This window comes from Stenotrophomonas sp. SAU14A_NAIMI4_5, assembly GCF_003086795.1.
Taxonomy (GTDB): domain Bacteria; phylum Pseudomonadota; class Gammaproteobacteria; order Xanthomonadales; family Xanthomonadaceae; genus Stenotrophomonas.
The window spans coordinates 4,433,918-4,447,980 of sequence record NZ_CP026003.1 but is presented as its reverse complement, the minus strand read 5'-3'; the positions used below and the strand labels follow the sequence as shown (position 1 = coordinate 4,447,980).

General features: G+C 67.2%; 12 protein-coding genes and 1 pseudogene. 11 read left to right on the top strand and 2 right to left on the bottom strand.

The window, feature by feature from the left end; all coding sequences use genetic code 11:
- Positions 1-259: 259 nt before the first annotated feature.
- From C1925_RS20345 to uvrD, 9 genes are all read left to right on the top strand, one after another.
- A complete protein-coding gene (locus C1925_RS20345; RefSeq protein WP_159097586.1) occupies positions 260-2,878 on the top strand; it encodes a TonB-dependent receptor in 2,619 nt (872 codons plus the stop codon).
- A 2-nt stretch (positions 2,879-2,880) separates the two neighbouring features.
- Complete coding sequence (locus C1925_RS20340) at positions 2,881-3,627, top strand: SDR family oxidoreductase (protein WP_108770478.1); 747 nt, start codon at positions 2,881-2,883, stop codon at positions 3,625-3,627.
- Positions 3,624-4,556: a 2-dehydro-3-deoxygalactonokinase gene (locus tag C1925_RS20335; protein ID WP_108770477.1), complete on the top strand. Its 933-nt coding sequence runs from the start codon at positions 3,624-3,626 to the stop codon at positions 4,554-4,556. The genes C1925_RS20340 and C1925_RS20335 overlap by 4 nt, the downstream gene beginning before the upstream one ends.
- Positions 4,553-6,004 carry a 2-dehydro-3-deoxy-6-phosphogalactonate aldolase gene (locus C1925_RS20330; RefSeq protein ID WP_108770476.1) on the top strand — a complete coding sequence of 484 codons (1,452 nt, stop codon included), beginning with the start codon at positions 4,553-4,555 and terminating at the stop codon, positions 6,002-6,004. Before C1925_RS20335 ends, C1925_RS20330 begins: the two co-directional genes overlap by 4 nt.
- Before the next feature lie 214 nt (positions 6,005-6,218).
- Positions 6,219-6,455 (top strand): 50S ribosomal protein L28, encoded by a 237-nt coding sequence (rpmB, locus tag C1925_RS20325; RefSeq protein ID WP_005411638.1) that lies wholly within the window; start codon positions 6,219-6,221, stop codon positions 6,453-6,455.
- Positions 6,456-6,465: 10 nt separating this feature from the next.
- Positions 6,466-6,633, top strand: coding sequence for a 50S ribosomal protein L33 (gene rpmG / locus C1925_RS20320; protein WP_170272460.1), 168 nt, complete (start codon positions 6,466-6,468; stop codon positions 6,631-6,633).
- A gap of 184 nt (positions 6,634-6,817) precedes the next feature.
- Positions 6,818-8,236 (top strand): cardiolipin synthase, encoded by a 1,419-nt coding sequence (gene cls / locus C1925_RS20315; RefSeq protein ID WP_108770475.1) that lies wholly within the window; start codon positions 6,818-6,820, stop codon positions 8,234-8,236.
- 222 nt (positions 8,237-8,458) lie between these two features.
- Entirely contained in the window at positions 8,459-9,880 is a 1,422-nt protein-coding gene (locus C1925_RS20310; RefSeq protein WP_108770474.1) for an FAD/NAD(P)-binding protein, read from the top strand.
- Between the two features lie 9 nt (positions 9,881-9,889).
- Entirely contained in the window at positions 9,890-12,082 is a 2,193-nt protein-coding gene (uvrD, locus tag C1925_RS20305) for a DNA helicase II (RefSeq protein WP_108770473.1), read from the top strand.
- Between the two features lie 55 nt (positions 12,083-12,137).
- Here the strand turns inward: uvrD and C1925_RS21075 are convergent, their stop codons facing one another.
- Entirely contained in the window at positions 12,138-12,728 is a 591-nt protein-coding gene (locus C1925_RS21075) for a hypothetical protein (RefSeq protein WP_159097585.1), read from the bottom strand.
- Positions 12,729-12,972: 244 nt separating this feature from the next.
- On the opposite strand from C1925_RS21075, the pseudogene C1925_RS21430 reads away from it, so the two are divergent.
- Together C1925_RS21430 and C1925_RS20295 are read left to right on the top strand one after the other, a co-directional pair.
- Positions 12,973-13,109 (top strand): annotated as a pseudogene (locus C1925_RS21430) (phosphotyrosine protein phosphatase); the annotation flags it as partial.
- Between the two features lie 105 nt (positions 13,110-13,214).
- A complete protein-coding gene (locus C1925_RS20295) occupies positions 13,215-13,769 on the top strand; it encodes a hypothetical protein (protein WP_108770780.1) in 555 nt (184 codons plus the stop codon).
- Between the two features lie 123 nt (positions 13,770-13,892).
- On the opposite strand, the gene C1925_RS21170 is transcribed toward C1925_RS20295, so the two are convergent.
- Complete coding sequence (locus C1925_RS21170; protein ID WP_174213524.1) at positions 13,893-14,039, bottom strand: hypothetical protein; 147 nt, start codon at positions 14,037-14,039, stop codon at positions 13,893-13,895.
- Between the last annotated feature and the right edge of the window lie 24 nt (positions 14,040-14,063).

The following is a 14,063-nucleotide window of genomic DNA, read 5'->3' as shown; positions in this document are numbered from 1 at the left end:
TCGCTGCATTGCAGCGTGCGCGGCGAAAACATATTGCTATATTAGCTACACCATTGCCAAGTCGCAGTGCAGCAGCAACGACCGGAAAAGCGCTGGATCCAGGTGGCAGTTCGGCAAGCGGGGTGGGGCGGGGCAGCGGACGGAGGGTCCGCGCCGGTCCCGGTCGGTGCCGCCTGGGTCCCAACCTTGGGAGAGGGCCCGATCCATGCATCGTTTTCCACGTTCGACCTTGTTCACCGCTCTGGGGACCTGCCTGCTGATGCCCGTGCTGGCATCGGCGCAGGACACGGCCCCGGCCACCACCACAGGCGACGGCCAGCAGCAGGCGCAGACCCTGGATGCCGTCAGCGTCGTTGGCATCCGCGGCAGTCTGGAGGCCTCGCGTGACCTGAAACGCGACTCGGCGCAGATCGTCGATGCGATCGTCGCCGACGACATCGGCAAGCTGCCCGACACCAACGTCGCCGAGTCGCTGGGCCGCGTGGCGGGCGTGCAGCTCGAGCGCGGCATGGGCGAGGGCAGCGACATCCTGGTGCGCGGCCTGAAGGAAAACGTCCTGCTCTACAACGGGCGGCAGATCGTCGATGCCACCGGCCGCGGCGGCAACGGCCTGGACCAGCTGGCCACCTCCACCTACGGCCTGCTCTCGCTGGTGCCGTCGGAGCTGATCTCGCGGCTGGAGGTGACCAAGCTGGCCGGTGCCGACCAGCTCAGCGGTGGCCTCGGTGGCATCGTCGACATCCATACCCGGCAGCCGCTGTCCGGCGATGCCGAGCAGAACGTGGTGAGCGTGGCCGGCACCTACGATCAGATGGCCGATTCCTGGGGCCACAATGCCTTCGGCCTGGTGTCGCGGCGCAGCGATGACCGCCGCTTCGGCGCGCTGGTCTCGGCCACCTATGGCCGCCGCAACGTAGTGCAGCAGGGCCTGGATACCTTCTCAGGCTATGCCCGCTACACCGACCCGGCGAGCCCGGGTACCACCCGCTTCGGCAGCACCGACATGCGCGCGCAGAACATCGACGACGACCGCACCAAGGTCGGCGTCAGCACCGTGCTGCAGTGGCGCCCCAGCGATGGCGTGGAGCTGACCTGGGACACGTTCTATTCGCGGCAGAAGGCAGAGCGTGACCGCTACTGGATCGCCTTCAACCCATCCGCAGGCCTGAGCAACGCGGTCTACTCCGAGCACGACATCCTGCTGGCCGGCCGGTCCACCGGCACCGTGCTGCTCAACTCCGAAGCGGCTGACATCGATTCGGACACGATCTCCAGTGCGCTGCGCGCCAGCTTCCGCGTCGGCGAACGGCTGGATGGTTCGGTGGAACTGGACTGGGGCCGTTCCACTGCAAAGTACGACCAGCGCTACATGCGCCTGGCGCCGATGGCCGGGCTGACCTCGGTGACCGACTTCGACCTGCGCAGCGGCAACTTCGGCAGCTTCAACGTCAGCGGCGTGGACGTGGCCGACCCAGCGCAGTGGCGCATGACCATCATGTTCGACAACTACTGGCGGGCCAGGACCGACTCGCGCGCGCTGCGCAGCGACTGGAGCCTGGCCTTCGATGACGGCCCGCTGCGCTCGCTGGATTTCGGCGCCCGCTTCAGCCGCCTGGAGAGCCTGCAGGATCCGCTGCGCGCGGACATCCGCCCGGCTGGTGGCATCCCGGTCACGCAGATGGCGCCGTACATCCGCGTCTACAGCAACAACGATTTCCTGCCCGGTGAATTCAGCGGACTGCCGCGCGACTACCTCGGCGCGTTCCGCAGCACCTTCGGTGGCTGTGAAAGCTTCACCACCGTGCCGCAGATCTCGCAGAACGCGCAGTGCCTGGACCCGCGCAACAACGCACTGGCCTACGCGGCAACCTTCCGCGTGGACGAGGATTTCCTCGAGGCCTACGCCAAGCTCAACTGGGATACCGACGTGGCCGGCATGGCGCTGGGCGGCAATGTCGGCGTGCGCTTCGTTGGTCGTGACCTGACCTCGCGCGGCAACCTGATCAGCGGCAACGGCACGCTCACCCCGTCCACCTTCGACCGTGACGACCGCGAAGTCCTGCCCTCGGCGGTGGCCAAGCTGCAGATCACCGACAGCCTGGTGCTTCGTGGTGGCGCGGCCAAGGTGGTGGCGTTCCCCAACACCGAAGACCTCAACAACGGCGTAACCCTCAACAACAACGCCGTGTTCGATGGCAACGGCGTGCAGACCTCGCCGGGCACCGGCAGCGGCGGTGCACCGGACCTGGACCCGTTCAAGGCCACCCAGTACGACCTGTCGCTGGAGTGGTACTACGGCGGCCAGGGCCTGCTCTCGGCCGGCCTGTTCTACAAGGATGTGTCGACCTTCATCGTGCAGCGGCAGAGCGCGGAAACCTACAACAACATCAACTACTTGGTGCTGCGCAAGATCAACGGCGACAAGGCCAAGGTGAAGGGCGTCGAGCTGCTGGCGCAGGTGCCGTTCAGCGGCATGCTCGATGGCTTCGGCGTGGTCGCCACCTACACCTGGATCGACTCGGAAACCCCGATCACCGACGTCAACGGCAATGCGATGACCTTCCCGGGGCTGTCGAAGAACAATGCCAACCTGATCGGCTATTACGAGAACGGCCCGTTCGGCATCCGCGTGGCCTACAACTGGCGCGATGAATACCTGGTCGGCCTGTCCAGCGCCGCCACCGGCATCTTCAACGACACCTACAAGGATCTGTCGGCGTCGATGAGCTACGATTTCAGCGACCGCCTGTCGTTGAAGGTGGAAGCCAACAACCTGCTGGACAGCGAGCAGCGCACCTTCGACGGCTATGACGAGGGCCTGCGCACCAACGTGGTGTTCGGTCGCTCGTACAAGGCCAGCCTCACCTACCGGTTCTGAGCATGGGCAACGACGCAATGCAGGGCGAATGGCAGGGCCGGCATGTCTGGTTGAGCGGGGCGGCCAGCGGCATCGGCGCGGCAGTGCTGGCGCAGCTGCAGGCACAGGGGGCGACGGTGTTGGCACTGGATCGCGAGCCGGTGCCGGCGGCGACCACGCAGGTACAGGCCGATCTGGCTGATGCCGGCGCGGTCGATGTCGCCCTGGCGCCACATCTTGGCCAGCCGCTGGACGCGCTGATCCACTGTGCTGGCTGGTGCCCGCCGGCCGATACCTGGGCTGACGACGATGCGCTCTGGCAGCAGGTTCATGCGGTGAACGTGCTGGGTGCGCGCCGTCTGATGCGCCATGCATTGGCTGGCCTGCATGCGAATGGCGGCGGCAGCATCGTGCTGCTGTCCTCCATCAACGCGCGCTACGCCACGCCTGGGCTGGCGGCCTACGCGGCCTCCAAGGCGGCGCTGGAATCGCTGGCACGTACCGCAGCGCTGGAACTGGCCGAAGCGAACATCCGGGTCAACGCGATCGCGCCGGCTTCGGTGGATACGCCGATGCTGCAGGGCTCGTTCGCACGCAGCGCTGATCCCGCCGCGGCCCGCGCACGCAACGTGCAGCGGCATCCTCTGCAGCGCCTGGGCAGCGCAGTCGATGCGGCGGAACTCGCGCTGTTCCTCGCCTCACCGCGCAGCGGCTGGATGACCGGCGCGGTGGTGCCGCTGGATGGTGGCGCCGGAGTGACGCGCCGATGAGCATGCACGACAACGACGCACCGATCATCGGCATCAACTGGGGCAGCAGCAACTTCCGTGCCTTCCTCATCGCCGCCGATGGGCGGGTGCTGGACAGCGTGGAACAGCCACGCGGCATCGCCGGGCTGGACCGCGCGCAGATGCAGGCCCTGCTGGAGCAGACCGTGGTCGCCTGGCCCGACGCGGCGGCGGTATATGCCTGTGGCATGGTCGGCTCGAACATCGGCTGGAGCGATGCCGGCTACGCCGATTGCCCGGCCACGCCGCAGCGGCTGGCCGCGCAGCTGCACCACACCCGCATCGGCCAGGTGCCGGTGGCCATCGTGCCCGGGCTGGCCTGCCAGCGTGCGCAGGACGACGCGCCGGACATCATGCGTGGCGAGGAAACCGAGCTGCTCGGCCTGCTGGCCGGTGGCGCCCTGCCGCTGGATGGGCTGGTGGCACTGCCCGGCACGCACAGCAAGTGGGTGCAGCTGCAGGGCGGGGCGGTGGTGTCCTTCCTCACCGCGATGTCGGGTGAAATCTTCGACCGCCTTACCGCTGCCGGGCTGCTGGCGTCGGTGGTGGATGGCCCTGCCGAGGAAGGCGCGGCCTTCTTCGATGGCCTGCAGCACGGCCATGCGGGCGGGCTGGGATTGGGCAGTCTGCTGTTCGGCGCACGCGCGCGGGTGATCCGTGGCCAGCTGCCGCGCCCGGACGGTGCCTCATGGCTGCGCGGTGTGCTGATCGGCGCCGAGCTGGCCGACGTGCGCCGGCTGTGGCCCGCCGCGCTGCAGGTGCCGCTGCCGATGGTCGGTGCTGCGCCGGTGTGCGCGCTGTACGCCGCCGCCGTGCGTGCCCTGGGTGGCAGCGCACGCACGCTGCTGTCCCACGATGCCGTGACCCGCGGCTTCCTCGCCCTGCACCGGGCCGCACAGGTAACGCCATGAACACCGCACACGCCGCCGCCTTCGATGCGGCCATCGAACACACACCGCTGGTAGCCATCCTGCGCGGGCTGACCGGCTCCGAGGCGTTGGCCGTCGGCCAGGCCCTGGTGGATGCCGGCGTGCGCTTGGCCGAAGTCCCGCTCAATTCGCCGGACCCGCTGGCCACCATCGCCCTGTTGGCCGCGCATTTCGGCGACCGCCTGTGGGTGGGTGCGGGCACCGTGCTGGAGGTGGCCCAGGTCGAAGCCCTGGCCGCCACCGGCTGCCGCTTCTGCGTATCGCCCAACACCAACCCGGAGGTGATTGCCGCGGCACGCGCGCACGGCATGGAGCCGATGCCCGGCTTCAGCACTGCCACCGAGGCGTTTGCCGCGCTGGCCGCAGGCGCGCGCTACCTGAAAGCATTTCCGGCGCACGATTCCGCACCGCGGCTTGCGGCACTGTCGGCGGTGCTGCCGGCGCAGGCGCGGCTGGTGGCCGTGGGCGGGTTCACCACCGATGCGCTGCCTGCGCTGTGGCAGGCCGGCGTGCGTGCGGTGGGCATCGGTACCGACCTGTATCGCCCCGGTCGCGCCGCGGACGAGGTCGGTCGACGCGCGCGGCACTGGTTGCAGGCGCTGCGGGCGGTACCTGCCAGCGGCGTGCGCCTGGCCTGCGATGCCGGAACGCTGGTGGGGGAGTCGCCGGTGGTGCTGGAGGATGGCCGCGTGGCCTGGGTCGAGCCGACCGCACCGGCGCTGCTGCATTGGGATGGCCAGGCGTGCGTGCGCACGCCGCTGTCCGAGCCGGTCTGGTCGCTGGCGGTGACGCCGCAGGGCCTGGTCGGCAACGGCGAAACGCACTTCGTGCGGATTGCCGATGACGGTGGCCTGCAGCCCGGGCCGACCATCGATGTGGGTGCCGGTTGCCGCCTGAACGACATGACCGTGGATGCGCGCGGCGGCCTGTGGGCCGGGTCGATGCACCGGGGCCTGCTGGGCGGCCGTGGCGCGCTGTTCCATGCAACAGCGGTGGATGCGCCGGTGCGGCGTGTGGCCGAAGGGCTGGGGGTGGCCAACGGCATGGTGTTCAGCCCCGCGGGCGATACCCTGTATGTGATCGATACCCTGGCCCGCACCCTGCTGGCCTACCCGGCCGATGTGGCCACAGGCACGCTGGGCGAACCGAAGGTGGTCACCGATTTCCTCGGCGAAGCGGGCAAGCCCGACGGGTTGGCGCTGTCGCCGCAGGGCAGCCTGTGGGTGGCCATGTGGGGCGGGGGCTGCGTGCTGGAACTGGCGGCCAACGGCGCGGTACAGCGGCGGCTGGCGGTACCGGCGCCGCACGTGGGCGCACTGTGTTTCGCCCCGGATGGGCGCCTGTTCATCACCACGGCACGGGCGCGGCTGGGCCCCGACGCATTGCAGCGGGCTCCGGGCTCCGGCGGCCTGTTCATCGCCACGCCCTGACCCACGCCTGTGGGTAACTTGCGCAAGTGCTTGAACCCGTGCATAATGCGCGGCTCGCTGTGTCCGGTTTTCTACCGGGCGGCGCCCCCGGGAGCACGTCCCCGGCCGCCCAACGCCAGCGTAACCCTTTGATTCTCTTGACGTGTGGTGGGCAACCACCGAGGCCGCCGTCTCCCGGGCTACGGGCTGACACAACTTACTATCGAGGTGCGCAATGTCCCGCGTATGCCAGGTTTCCGGCAAGCGAGTGCAGACGGGTAACAACGTCTCGCACGCCAACAACAAGACCCGTCGTCGTTTCCTGCCGAATCTGCACGAGCGCCGCTTCTGGGTTGCCAGCGAGAACCGCTGGGTGAAGCTTCGTGTTTCCGCGCATGCACTGCGCACCATCGACAAGAACGGTATCGATTCCGTTCTGGCTGAGCTGCGTGCGCGCGGCGAAAAGGTCTGAGGAGTAGACGATCATGGCAGGCAAGCGCGATAAGGTCCGTATGATTTCGACCGCTGGTACCGGTCACTTCTACACGACCGACAAGAACAAGAAGAACACCCCGGGGAAGATGGAATTCTCCAAGTACGATCCGGTCGTGCGTAAGCACGTCCCGTACAAGGAAGGCAAGATCAAGTAATCCGCGAGGATTGCTGGTCGCTTCCGAAAAAACCCGCTCTCGTGGCGGGTTTTTTTGTGCCCGGCTTTCCTGTGGTGGGTGCCGGTGGGTGCCGGTGGGTGCCGACCGTTGGTCGGCACGCTTTGGGTTGGCACACCGACAGAAGGCTGGGCAGAATGACCCCACACCTCCGACGGGCGACGCGATGCTGTTCGAGTGGCTGCTGGGTTCCTACCTGCTGTTGATCGACTGGCTCATCCGGCTGGTCGCGCTGTGCTGGATCCCCACCCGCACCACGCCGGGGGCGGCGCGCAGCTGGCTGCTGCTGGTCGGCTTCGTGCCGCTGCTGGGCCTGCCGCTGTACCTGCTGTTCGGCCACCCGTGGCTGTCGCGCGAACGCATCCGCCGGCAAGCCGAGGCGTCGCAGGTCATCCGCGAGGAACAGGCGCTGCAGCACCGCCTGCGCTGGACCCCGACCGCCGACACCGCCATCGCCGAGATCGTGCCGCTGGTGCAGCGCCAGGGTGATTTCATGCCGGTGCACGGCAACGCCGTCGACCTGCTCACCGACTACGACGAATCGCTGCACACCCTCATCGCCGACATCGACCAGGCCGAGGACCGCGTCCACCTGCTGTACTACCTGATGTTCGACGACGCGGTAGGCGAGGCCATTGTCGAGGCGCTGCAGCGTGCCGCCGCGCGCGGCGTGCAGTGCCGCGTGCTGCTGGATGCAGTGGGTGCCAAGCGCGGCCTGCGCGCCTACCGCAAGCGCCTGCAGGCGCGTGACGTCGAAGTGCGGGCGATGCTGCCCGGAGGCCTGCGCTGGCGCCGCAGCGGACGCATGGACCTGCGCAACCACCGCAAGATCGCGGTGATCGACAACGAAGTGGCCTACGTCGGCTCGCAGAACCTGGCCGGCCCGCGCTTCGTGCCCGGCCACCCCAACCGCGAGCTGGTCGCGCGCGTGCGCGGCCCGGCGGTGGCCCACCTGGAGGCGGTGTTTGCCAGCGACTGGTACATGGAAACCGGGCAGCGCCTGGACGTCATCGCCGACGTGCCCGAGTGCGGCGATGACATCGCCACCCAGCTGCTGCCCAGTGGCCCGGCGTACCCCTACAGCAACGCGCGCGATGCGGTGGCGGCGCTGATCCACCTGGCGCGGCGACGGCTGGTGATGGTCACGCCGTATTTCGTGCCTGACGAAGCGACGCTGAGCGCGCTGCGCATCGCTGCGCTGTCCGGCGTGAAGGTGCAGCTGATCCTGTCGGCCAGCAACAACCAGCGGCTGACCTCGTGGGCGCAGGAGGCGTACTACGAGGAGCTGCTGCGTTGTGGCGTGCAGATCGCGCTGTACGAGCCGCAGTTCCTGCACGCCAAGCACATGAGCGTGGACGAGGACATCGCCGTGCTCGGCTCGATCAACATGGATATCCGTTCTTTTGCGCTGAATGCCGAGATCGGCCTGATCTGCTACGACCGCCCGCTGGTGCAGCAGCTGTGCGCCATCGAGGACGACTACCTGCGCCAGTCGCGCCTGCTGGACCTGGAGCAGTGGCGCCAGCGCCCGGCCTGGAAGCGCAGCCGCGAAGGCATCGCGCGGTTGGCCGATGCGTTGATGTAGGCAGCGCTGGTGGGGGCGCGTGACCGGTGGGTATGCGTGATCCGCAGGTATGTGTAACCGGCAGGTATGTGTAACCAGCAGGGTAGAGTCGACTGTTAGTCGACTGCTCTTCGCATCTGCGTTCGAAATCCCCGCGCTGCGCGCGATAGTCGACTAACAGTCGACTCTACCCCGTCGTCCCGTCGTCCCACGCCCGATCCTGCACCCAGGCCGTCACCCGCCATGGCCTACAATCGGCGCATGACTGATTCATCGCGACATGGCGAACTGGACCTGGCGATCATCGGCGGTGGTGCCGCCGGTGTACTGGTGGCGATCCAGGTGTTGCGCCAGGCCCAGGCGCCGCTGGCGCTGGCCATCTTCGAACCCGCCTCGCAGCTCGCCCAGGGCATCGCGTACGCCACGCCGTGGCCGGAGCACATGCTGAACGTGCCGGCGGCGAAGATGAGTGCCTTCCCCGACCAGCCCGGCGATTTCCTCGATTACCTGCAGGCCGTCAACGCTTACCCGGGCGAGACGCGCGAGCTGCTCGGCGAGCGTTACGTGAGCCGCCACCACTTCGCCGCCTACCTGCAGCAGCGCCTGCAGGACGCGGTGGCCGCCAGCCCGGCGCAGCTGCAGGAGATCGCGCAGCCGGTGCTGGGCCTGCAGCCGGATGACCACGGTTACCACCTGCAGCTGGGCGATGGCAGCACGCTGCACGCGGCGCAGGCGGTCATCGCCACCGGCAACAGCATGCGTCCGCTGCCGGTGGCCGGCGCCGATGCGCTGCCTGCCGACGACGTGGTCGAGGCCTGGGACTATGACGGCGTGCGCACGCTGGCCGGTGCCCATGCGCTGGCCATCGTCGGTTCCGGCCTGAGCATGGCCGACACCGTGCTGGCCCTGGTCGCCGCCGGCCATACCGGCCCGCTGCACGTGATCTCGCGGCATGGCCTGTTGCCGCTGCCGCATGCGCATGGCGTGCTGCCCGAATTCGATCCGGCCGCGCTGCTGCCGATGACCCTGCGCCAGCGCGTGCGGGCCCTGCGCGGCTTCGCCCGGCAGACGCAGGCCGATGGCCAGCCGTGGCAGGGCGTGATGGATCGCATCCGCCCGCATGGCCAGGCGCTGTGGTGCAGCCTGGACGAAGCCGACCAGCGACGCTTCCTGCGCCACGTGGTGCGCTATTGGGACGTGCACCGCCATCGCATCGCCGAAGACGTCGATGCCCAGCTGCAGGCCCTGCAGGCCAGCGGCCAGCTGCAGCTGCACCGTGCCCGCCTGCAGCGCATCTGGCGCGAAGGCGACGCGCTTCACCTGTCCGGTCGCGATGCCGCTGGCGACGAACAGCAGTGGACGATCGCGGCGGTGGTCAATGCCACCGGCGTCGAGACCCGAGCCGCTGCGCTGCGCAATCCCTTGCTGCAGCAGCTGCAGGCCGACGGCCTGGCCCGCCCCGGGCCGCATGGCCTGGGCCTGGACAGCAGCGTGCCGGGCGACCGTCTGTGCAGCCGCAGCGGTGCAGCGCAGGCGCGGCTGGGCGTGCTCGGCAGCCTGCGCATCGGCAGCCTGTGGGAAAGCCTGGCCGTGCCTGAACTGCGTCAGCAGGCGCAGGCCCTGGCCATGCAGGTGGTCGCAGGAGCCGCGACGGCGATGCCGTAAAATGGGGGCATGGATGTCTCCCACCTGCTCGATGGCCTGAACCCGGCCCAGCGCGAAGCCGTCTCCGCTCCCCCCGGCCACCACCTGGTGCTGGCCGGTGCCGGTTCCGGCAAGACCCGCGTACTCACCCACCGCATCGCCTGGCTGCATGAAGTCGAAGGCGTGCCAACCCATGGCATTTTTGCGGTGACTTTCACCAACAAGGCCGCCGGCGAGATGCGCCACCGCATCGACGCGCAGCTGCCCAACGGCAGCCGCGGCATGTGGATCGGCACCTTCCACGGCCTGGCCAACCGCCTGCTGCGTCTGCACTGGCAGGACGCCAAGCTGCCCGAAGGTTTCCAGGTCATGGATTCGGACGACCAGCTGCGGCTGGTCAAGCGCGTGGTGCAGGCGCTGGAAATCGACGACAGCAAGCACCCGCCCAAGCAGATCGCCTGGTGGATCAACGAACAGAAGGATGAGGGCCGCCGCCCGCAGCACATCCAGCCCGAGCCGCATGATGCGTGGCTGGAAACCATGCGCCAGGCCTACATCGAATACCAGGCGCGCTGCGACCGCGCCGGCCTGGTCGACTTCGCCGAGCTGCTGCTGCGCGCGCACGAACTGCTGCGCGACAACCCGCCGCTGCTGGCGCACTACCGCGCGCGTTTCCGCGAAATCCTGGTGGACGAGTTCCAGGATACCAACGCCATCCAGTACGCCTTCGTGCGCGTGCTGGCCGGTCACGAAGGCCATGTGTTCGTGGTCGGTGACGATGACCAGGCCATCTACGGCTGGCGCGGCGCCAAGGTCGAGAACGTGCAGGGCTTCCTGCGCGATTTCCCCGGTGCACAGACCATCCGCCTGGAACAGAACTACCGTTCCACCGCCAACATCCTTGGTGCGGCCAACGCGGTCATCGCGCACAACCCCGACCGCATCGGCAAGGAACTCTGGACCGACAGCGGCGACGGCGAGCCGATCGACCTGTACGCGGCCTACAACGAGATGGACGAGGCGCGTTACATCGTCGAGCGCGCGCGGCAGTGGGTGCGCGATGGTGGCAGCTACACCGAAGTGGCCGTGCTCTACCGCAGCAATGCGCAGTCGCGCGCGCTGGAAGAAGCGCTGCTGAGCGAACAGGTACCGTACCGCGTGTATGGCGGCATGCGCTTCTTCGAGCGTGCCGAAATCAAGGACGCGCTGGCCTACCTGCGCCTGCTGTCCAACCGCAATGATGATGCCGCCTTCGAGCGCGCGGTGAACACGCCGACCCGTGGCATCGGCGAGCGCACCCTGGATGAGGTGCGTCGCGAGGCGCGCGCACAGGGCATCTCGCTGTGGGAGGCCACCATGCTGGTCACCCAGGGCACGGCCCTGGCCGCGCGTGCACGCAATGCGCTGGCCGGCTTCCTGGTGCTGGTGAACGAGCTGCAGGCGCAGACCCTGCACATGACCCTCGCCGAGCGCGTGGACCATGTGCTGTCGCGCTCGCAGCTGCGCGAGCACTGGAGCAAGGAAAGCCGCAATTCGCTGGATTCGGAATCGCGTACCGACAACCTCGACGAACTGGTCTCGGTCGCTTCGCGCTTCCTGCGCCGCGCCGACGACATCGAGGAAGTGGGCGAGGACATGGACGAGCTGGTCGCGTTCCTGGCCTACGCCGCGCTGGAGGCCGGTGAGGGCCAGGCGCAGGCGGGCGAGGAAGGCGTGCAGCTGATGACCCTGCACTCGGCCAAGGGCCTGGAATTCCCGCTGGTGTTCCTGGCCGGCATGGAAGACGGCCTGTTCCCGAGTGCGCGTTCGCTGGAAGAAAGCGGCCGCCTGGAAGAAGAGCGCCGATTGGCCTACGTGGGCATTACCCGCGCGCGGCAGAAGCTGGTGCTGTGCTACGCCGAATCGCGCCGCATCCACGGCCAGGACAACTACAGCCTGCCGTCGCGCTTCCTGCGCGAGATCCCGCGCGAGCTGCTGCACGAAGTGCGCCCGAAGGTGCAGGTCTCGCGGCCGGCCTCGCTGGGCAGCAGCCGGGTGATGGGCCACGCCTCGATCGAGGCACCGCCGCTGAAGCTGGGCGCGCTGGTGACCCATCCCAAGTTCGGCGAAGGCATGGTGACCGACTACGAAGGCAGCGGCGCCCACGCCCGCGTGCAGGTCGAATTCGCCGACGCCGGCAGCAAGTGGCTGGTGATGGCCTACGCCAACCTGACGGTGATCTGAAATCGCATCGCTGGATCCGGCTTGCCCGCGTCCGCAGGCAAGCCGGAGTCGATAGTCACTCCATTGCAATGTTGCTTTCAAAATTGCAGCGGGCGGCTGCAAGTCGAATCAATTCGACTGGAACGTCATCGGCAATCAAGTGCCGCTTATTGAACATCTTGGGAAAGTTCTTCCTCGCAAGATCCGATCGGACATACGCGGTTGATCGCCAAACGCCCCTCCACGCAATGAGTTCCCGCTCTGCTTCGATGACGTAGACGGGATGGCGTCCTAATCTACGTACTGCCTCTACCGATGCGGCTCCCTCAAGGGGACGAGGTACTCGAACTTCCTGACCGAATTTGTCCCAACCCTCCCACTGACTGTAGTGGGCTATACCGTTTGGCAGCGCCTTCAGCTCGAAGTAGGGCTGTAAATTGTCAATGGGCAGCCTTGCAGCGCAAATCTCCCGCATGAGCCTGAGAGACACTGGACCAAGTTCGTCCTTGGGCGTGTGCTCCAAACTGGCACGGAAGTCATGATAGTTCCGGTAACCGAGCAAGACCGCTTTCCGGTCCAGTGTCCGGCAGTACCCAATTTCAGCTACGAAGGAATCAAGAACAGAAGCGTTCTTGAACGCGTCAATCACTTCGTTGAAAGAGAACATGCAAGACTCCAAAGAGATCGCCTACCAGAAGAACTGGTCGAGTCGGCACGCTGCTTGCCAATGTGGCGAAAAGGGGTCTTCAAGAGTGAGTGACACTATGGCGAATTTTCCCATGCAGCGGGGAGGCATTCGCAATGCCCAAGGCGAAATTAGCAGCTTCCAAAATCCCTGTAAAGGCTGCAGGAACGACCAAGTTCAACGATGCCGGGGCTTAGGATTCATCGCGCAGCGCCCTCCCTTCTACGTGCTCTTCCTCTGCAGCCAGAACGCCTGCGCAGCCCAACGGCCGAGCAGGTGCTTGCCCATTGGCCGGGGATTGAAGCTGCTTCGGCCGGGCTGCTGGCGGACGCAGAGGCAGTGCTCAGCCCGGAGCTGCTGCAGTGCCGCCGTTCCTGCGGCGAGCCCGGGTGTTGCAGAGCCGAGCAAAAGGCAGCCGAGCATCGGCTCGGCTCTACAATAGGCTCCACATCTTCCAGGAACGCCCCCATGACCGAACCGACCTTCCACGTCACCGTGAAGTTGAATGCGAAGCTGCAGCCCGAGCATCGCCACGAGCTGTTCGAGGATCCGCTCGATGCGCTGCTGCAGGCGGTCCAGCTGGGCGAGCTGGTCGGAGGCGGCACGGCGATCTCTGACCTGGGCGAAGTCGAGTACGGCGACATCGAAGTGGCGCTGGTTGATGCGGACGGTGTGCCGAAGCTGATCGACCTGCTGGAGCAGCTGGGTGCGCCGAAGGGTTCGCAGGTGCAGCGTGCGGAAGAGGCTGATCGCGCCTTCGGCGTGACCGAGGGCCTGGGCATCTACCTGGATGGCCTGAACCTGCCGGACGAGGTCTACGAACAGTGCGATTCCAACCACGTGTTCGAGCAGCTGTCCGACAACATTGATGGCCTGGGCGAAATCTGCAGCTGGTGGCAGGGCCCGACCGAGACCGCGCTGTACATGTACGGCGAATCGTTCGAGAAGATGCGTGATGCGATCGCCGAGTTCGTGGCCAGCTACCCGCTGTGCCAGAACGCGCGCATCGTGCAGATCGCCTGAGACAGCCGAGTCTTCGGCATCGTGCCAACCGGGTTGGCACGATGCTGACGGTTCGTCCGGTAGGTGCCAACCTTGGTTGGCACGATGCCGCCGGTCACAAAGAACAGTCGAGCAAGCTCGACTCTATCGGCTTGCGGCCTGCTGCGCGTTCTCGCGCAGGGCCAGCTGCTTACCCACCTGGTAGCCGCTGTAGAAGAGAACGAACGCGGCGGCCACGGTCAGCAGAATGTTCCGTGCGGTGATCCATGACGTCGGCTTGCGGTCCTGCATGTGCGTGCTCCCCGCGGGCGGCGG

What these genes read in the sequence shown, in the direction of transcription:
- C1925_RS20345 (WP_159097586.1), top strand. Translation starts at nt 260, where the DNA reads ATGCCCGTGCTGGCATCGGCGCAGGACACGGCCCCGGCCACCACCACA.
- C1925_RS20340 (WP_108770478.1), top strand. Translation starts at nt 2,881, where the DNA reads ATGGGCAACGACGCAATGCAGGGCGAATGGCAGGGCCGGCATGTCTGG.
- C1925_RS20335 (WP_108770477.1), top strand. Translation starts at nt 3,624, where the DNA reads ATGAGCATGCACGACAACGACGCACCGATCATCGGCATCAACTGGGGC.
- C1925_RS20330 (WP_108770476.1), top strand. Translation starts at nt 4,553, where the DNA reads ATGAACACCGCACACGCCGCCGCCTTCGATGCGGCCATCGAACACACA.
- rpmB (WP_005411638.1), top strand. Translation starts at nt 6,219, where the DNA reads ATGTCCCGCGTATGCCAGGTTTCCGGCAAGCGAGTGCAGACGGGTAAC.
- cls (WP_108770475.1), top strand. Translation starts at nt 6,818, where the DNA reads ATGCTGTTCGAGTGGCTGCTGGGTTCCTACCTGCTGTTGATCGACTGG.
- C1925_RS20310 (WP_108770474.1), top strand. Translation starts at nt 8,459, where the DNA reads ATGGCCTACAATCGGCGCATGACTGATTCATCGCGACATGGCGAACTG.
- uvrD (WP_108770473.1), top strand. Translation starts at nt 9,890, where the DNA reads ATGGATGTCTCCCACCTGCTCGATGGCCTGAACCCGGCCCAGCGCGAA.
- C1925_RS21075 (WP_159097585.1), bottom strand. Translation starts at nt 12,728, where the DNA reads ATGTTCTCTTTCAACGAAGTGATTGACGCGTTCAAGAACGCTTCTGTT.
- C1925_RS20295 (WP_108770780.1), top strand. Translation starts at nt 13,215, where the DNA reads ATGACCGAACCGACCTTCCACGTCACCGTGAAGTTGAATGCGAAGCTG.
- C1925_RS21170 (WP_174213524.1), bottom strand. Translation starts at nt 14,039, where the DNA reads ATGCAGGACCGCAAGCCGACGTCATGGATCACCGCACGGAACATTCTG.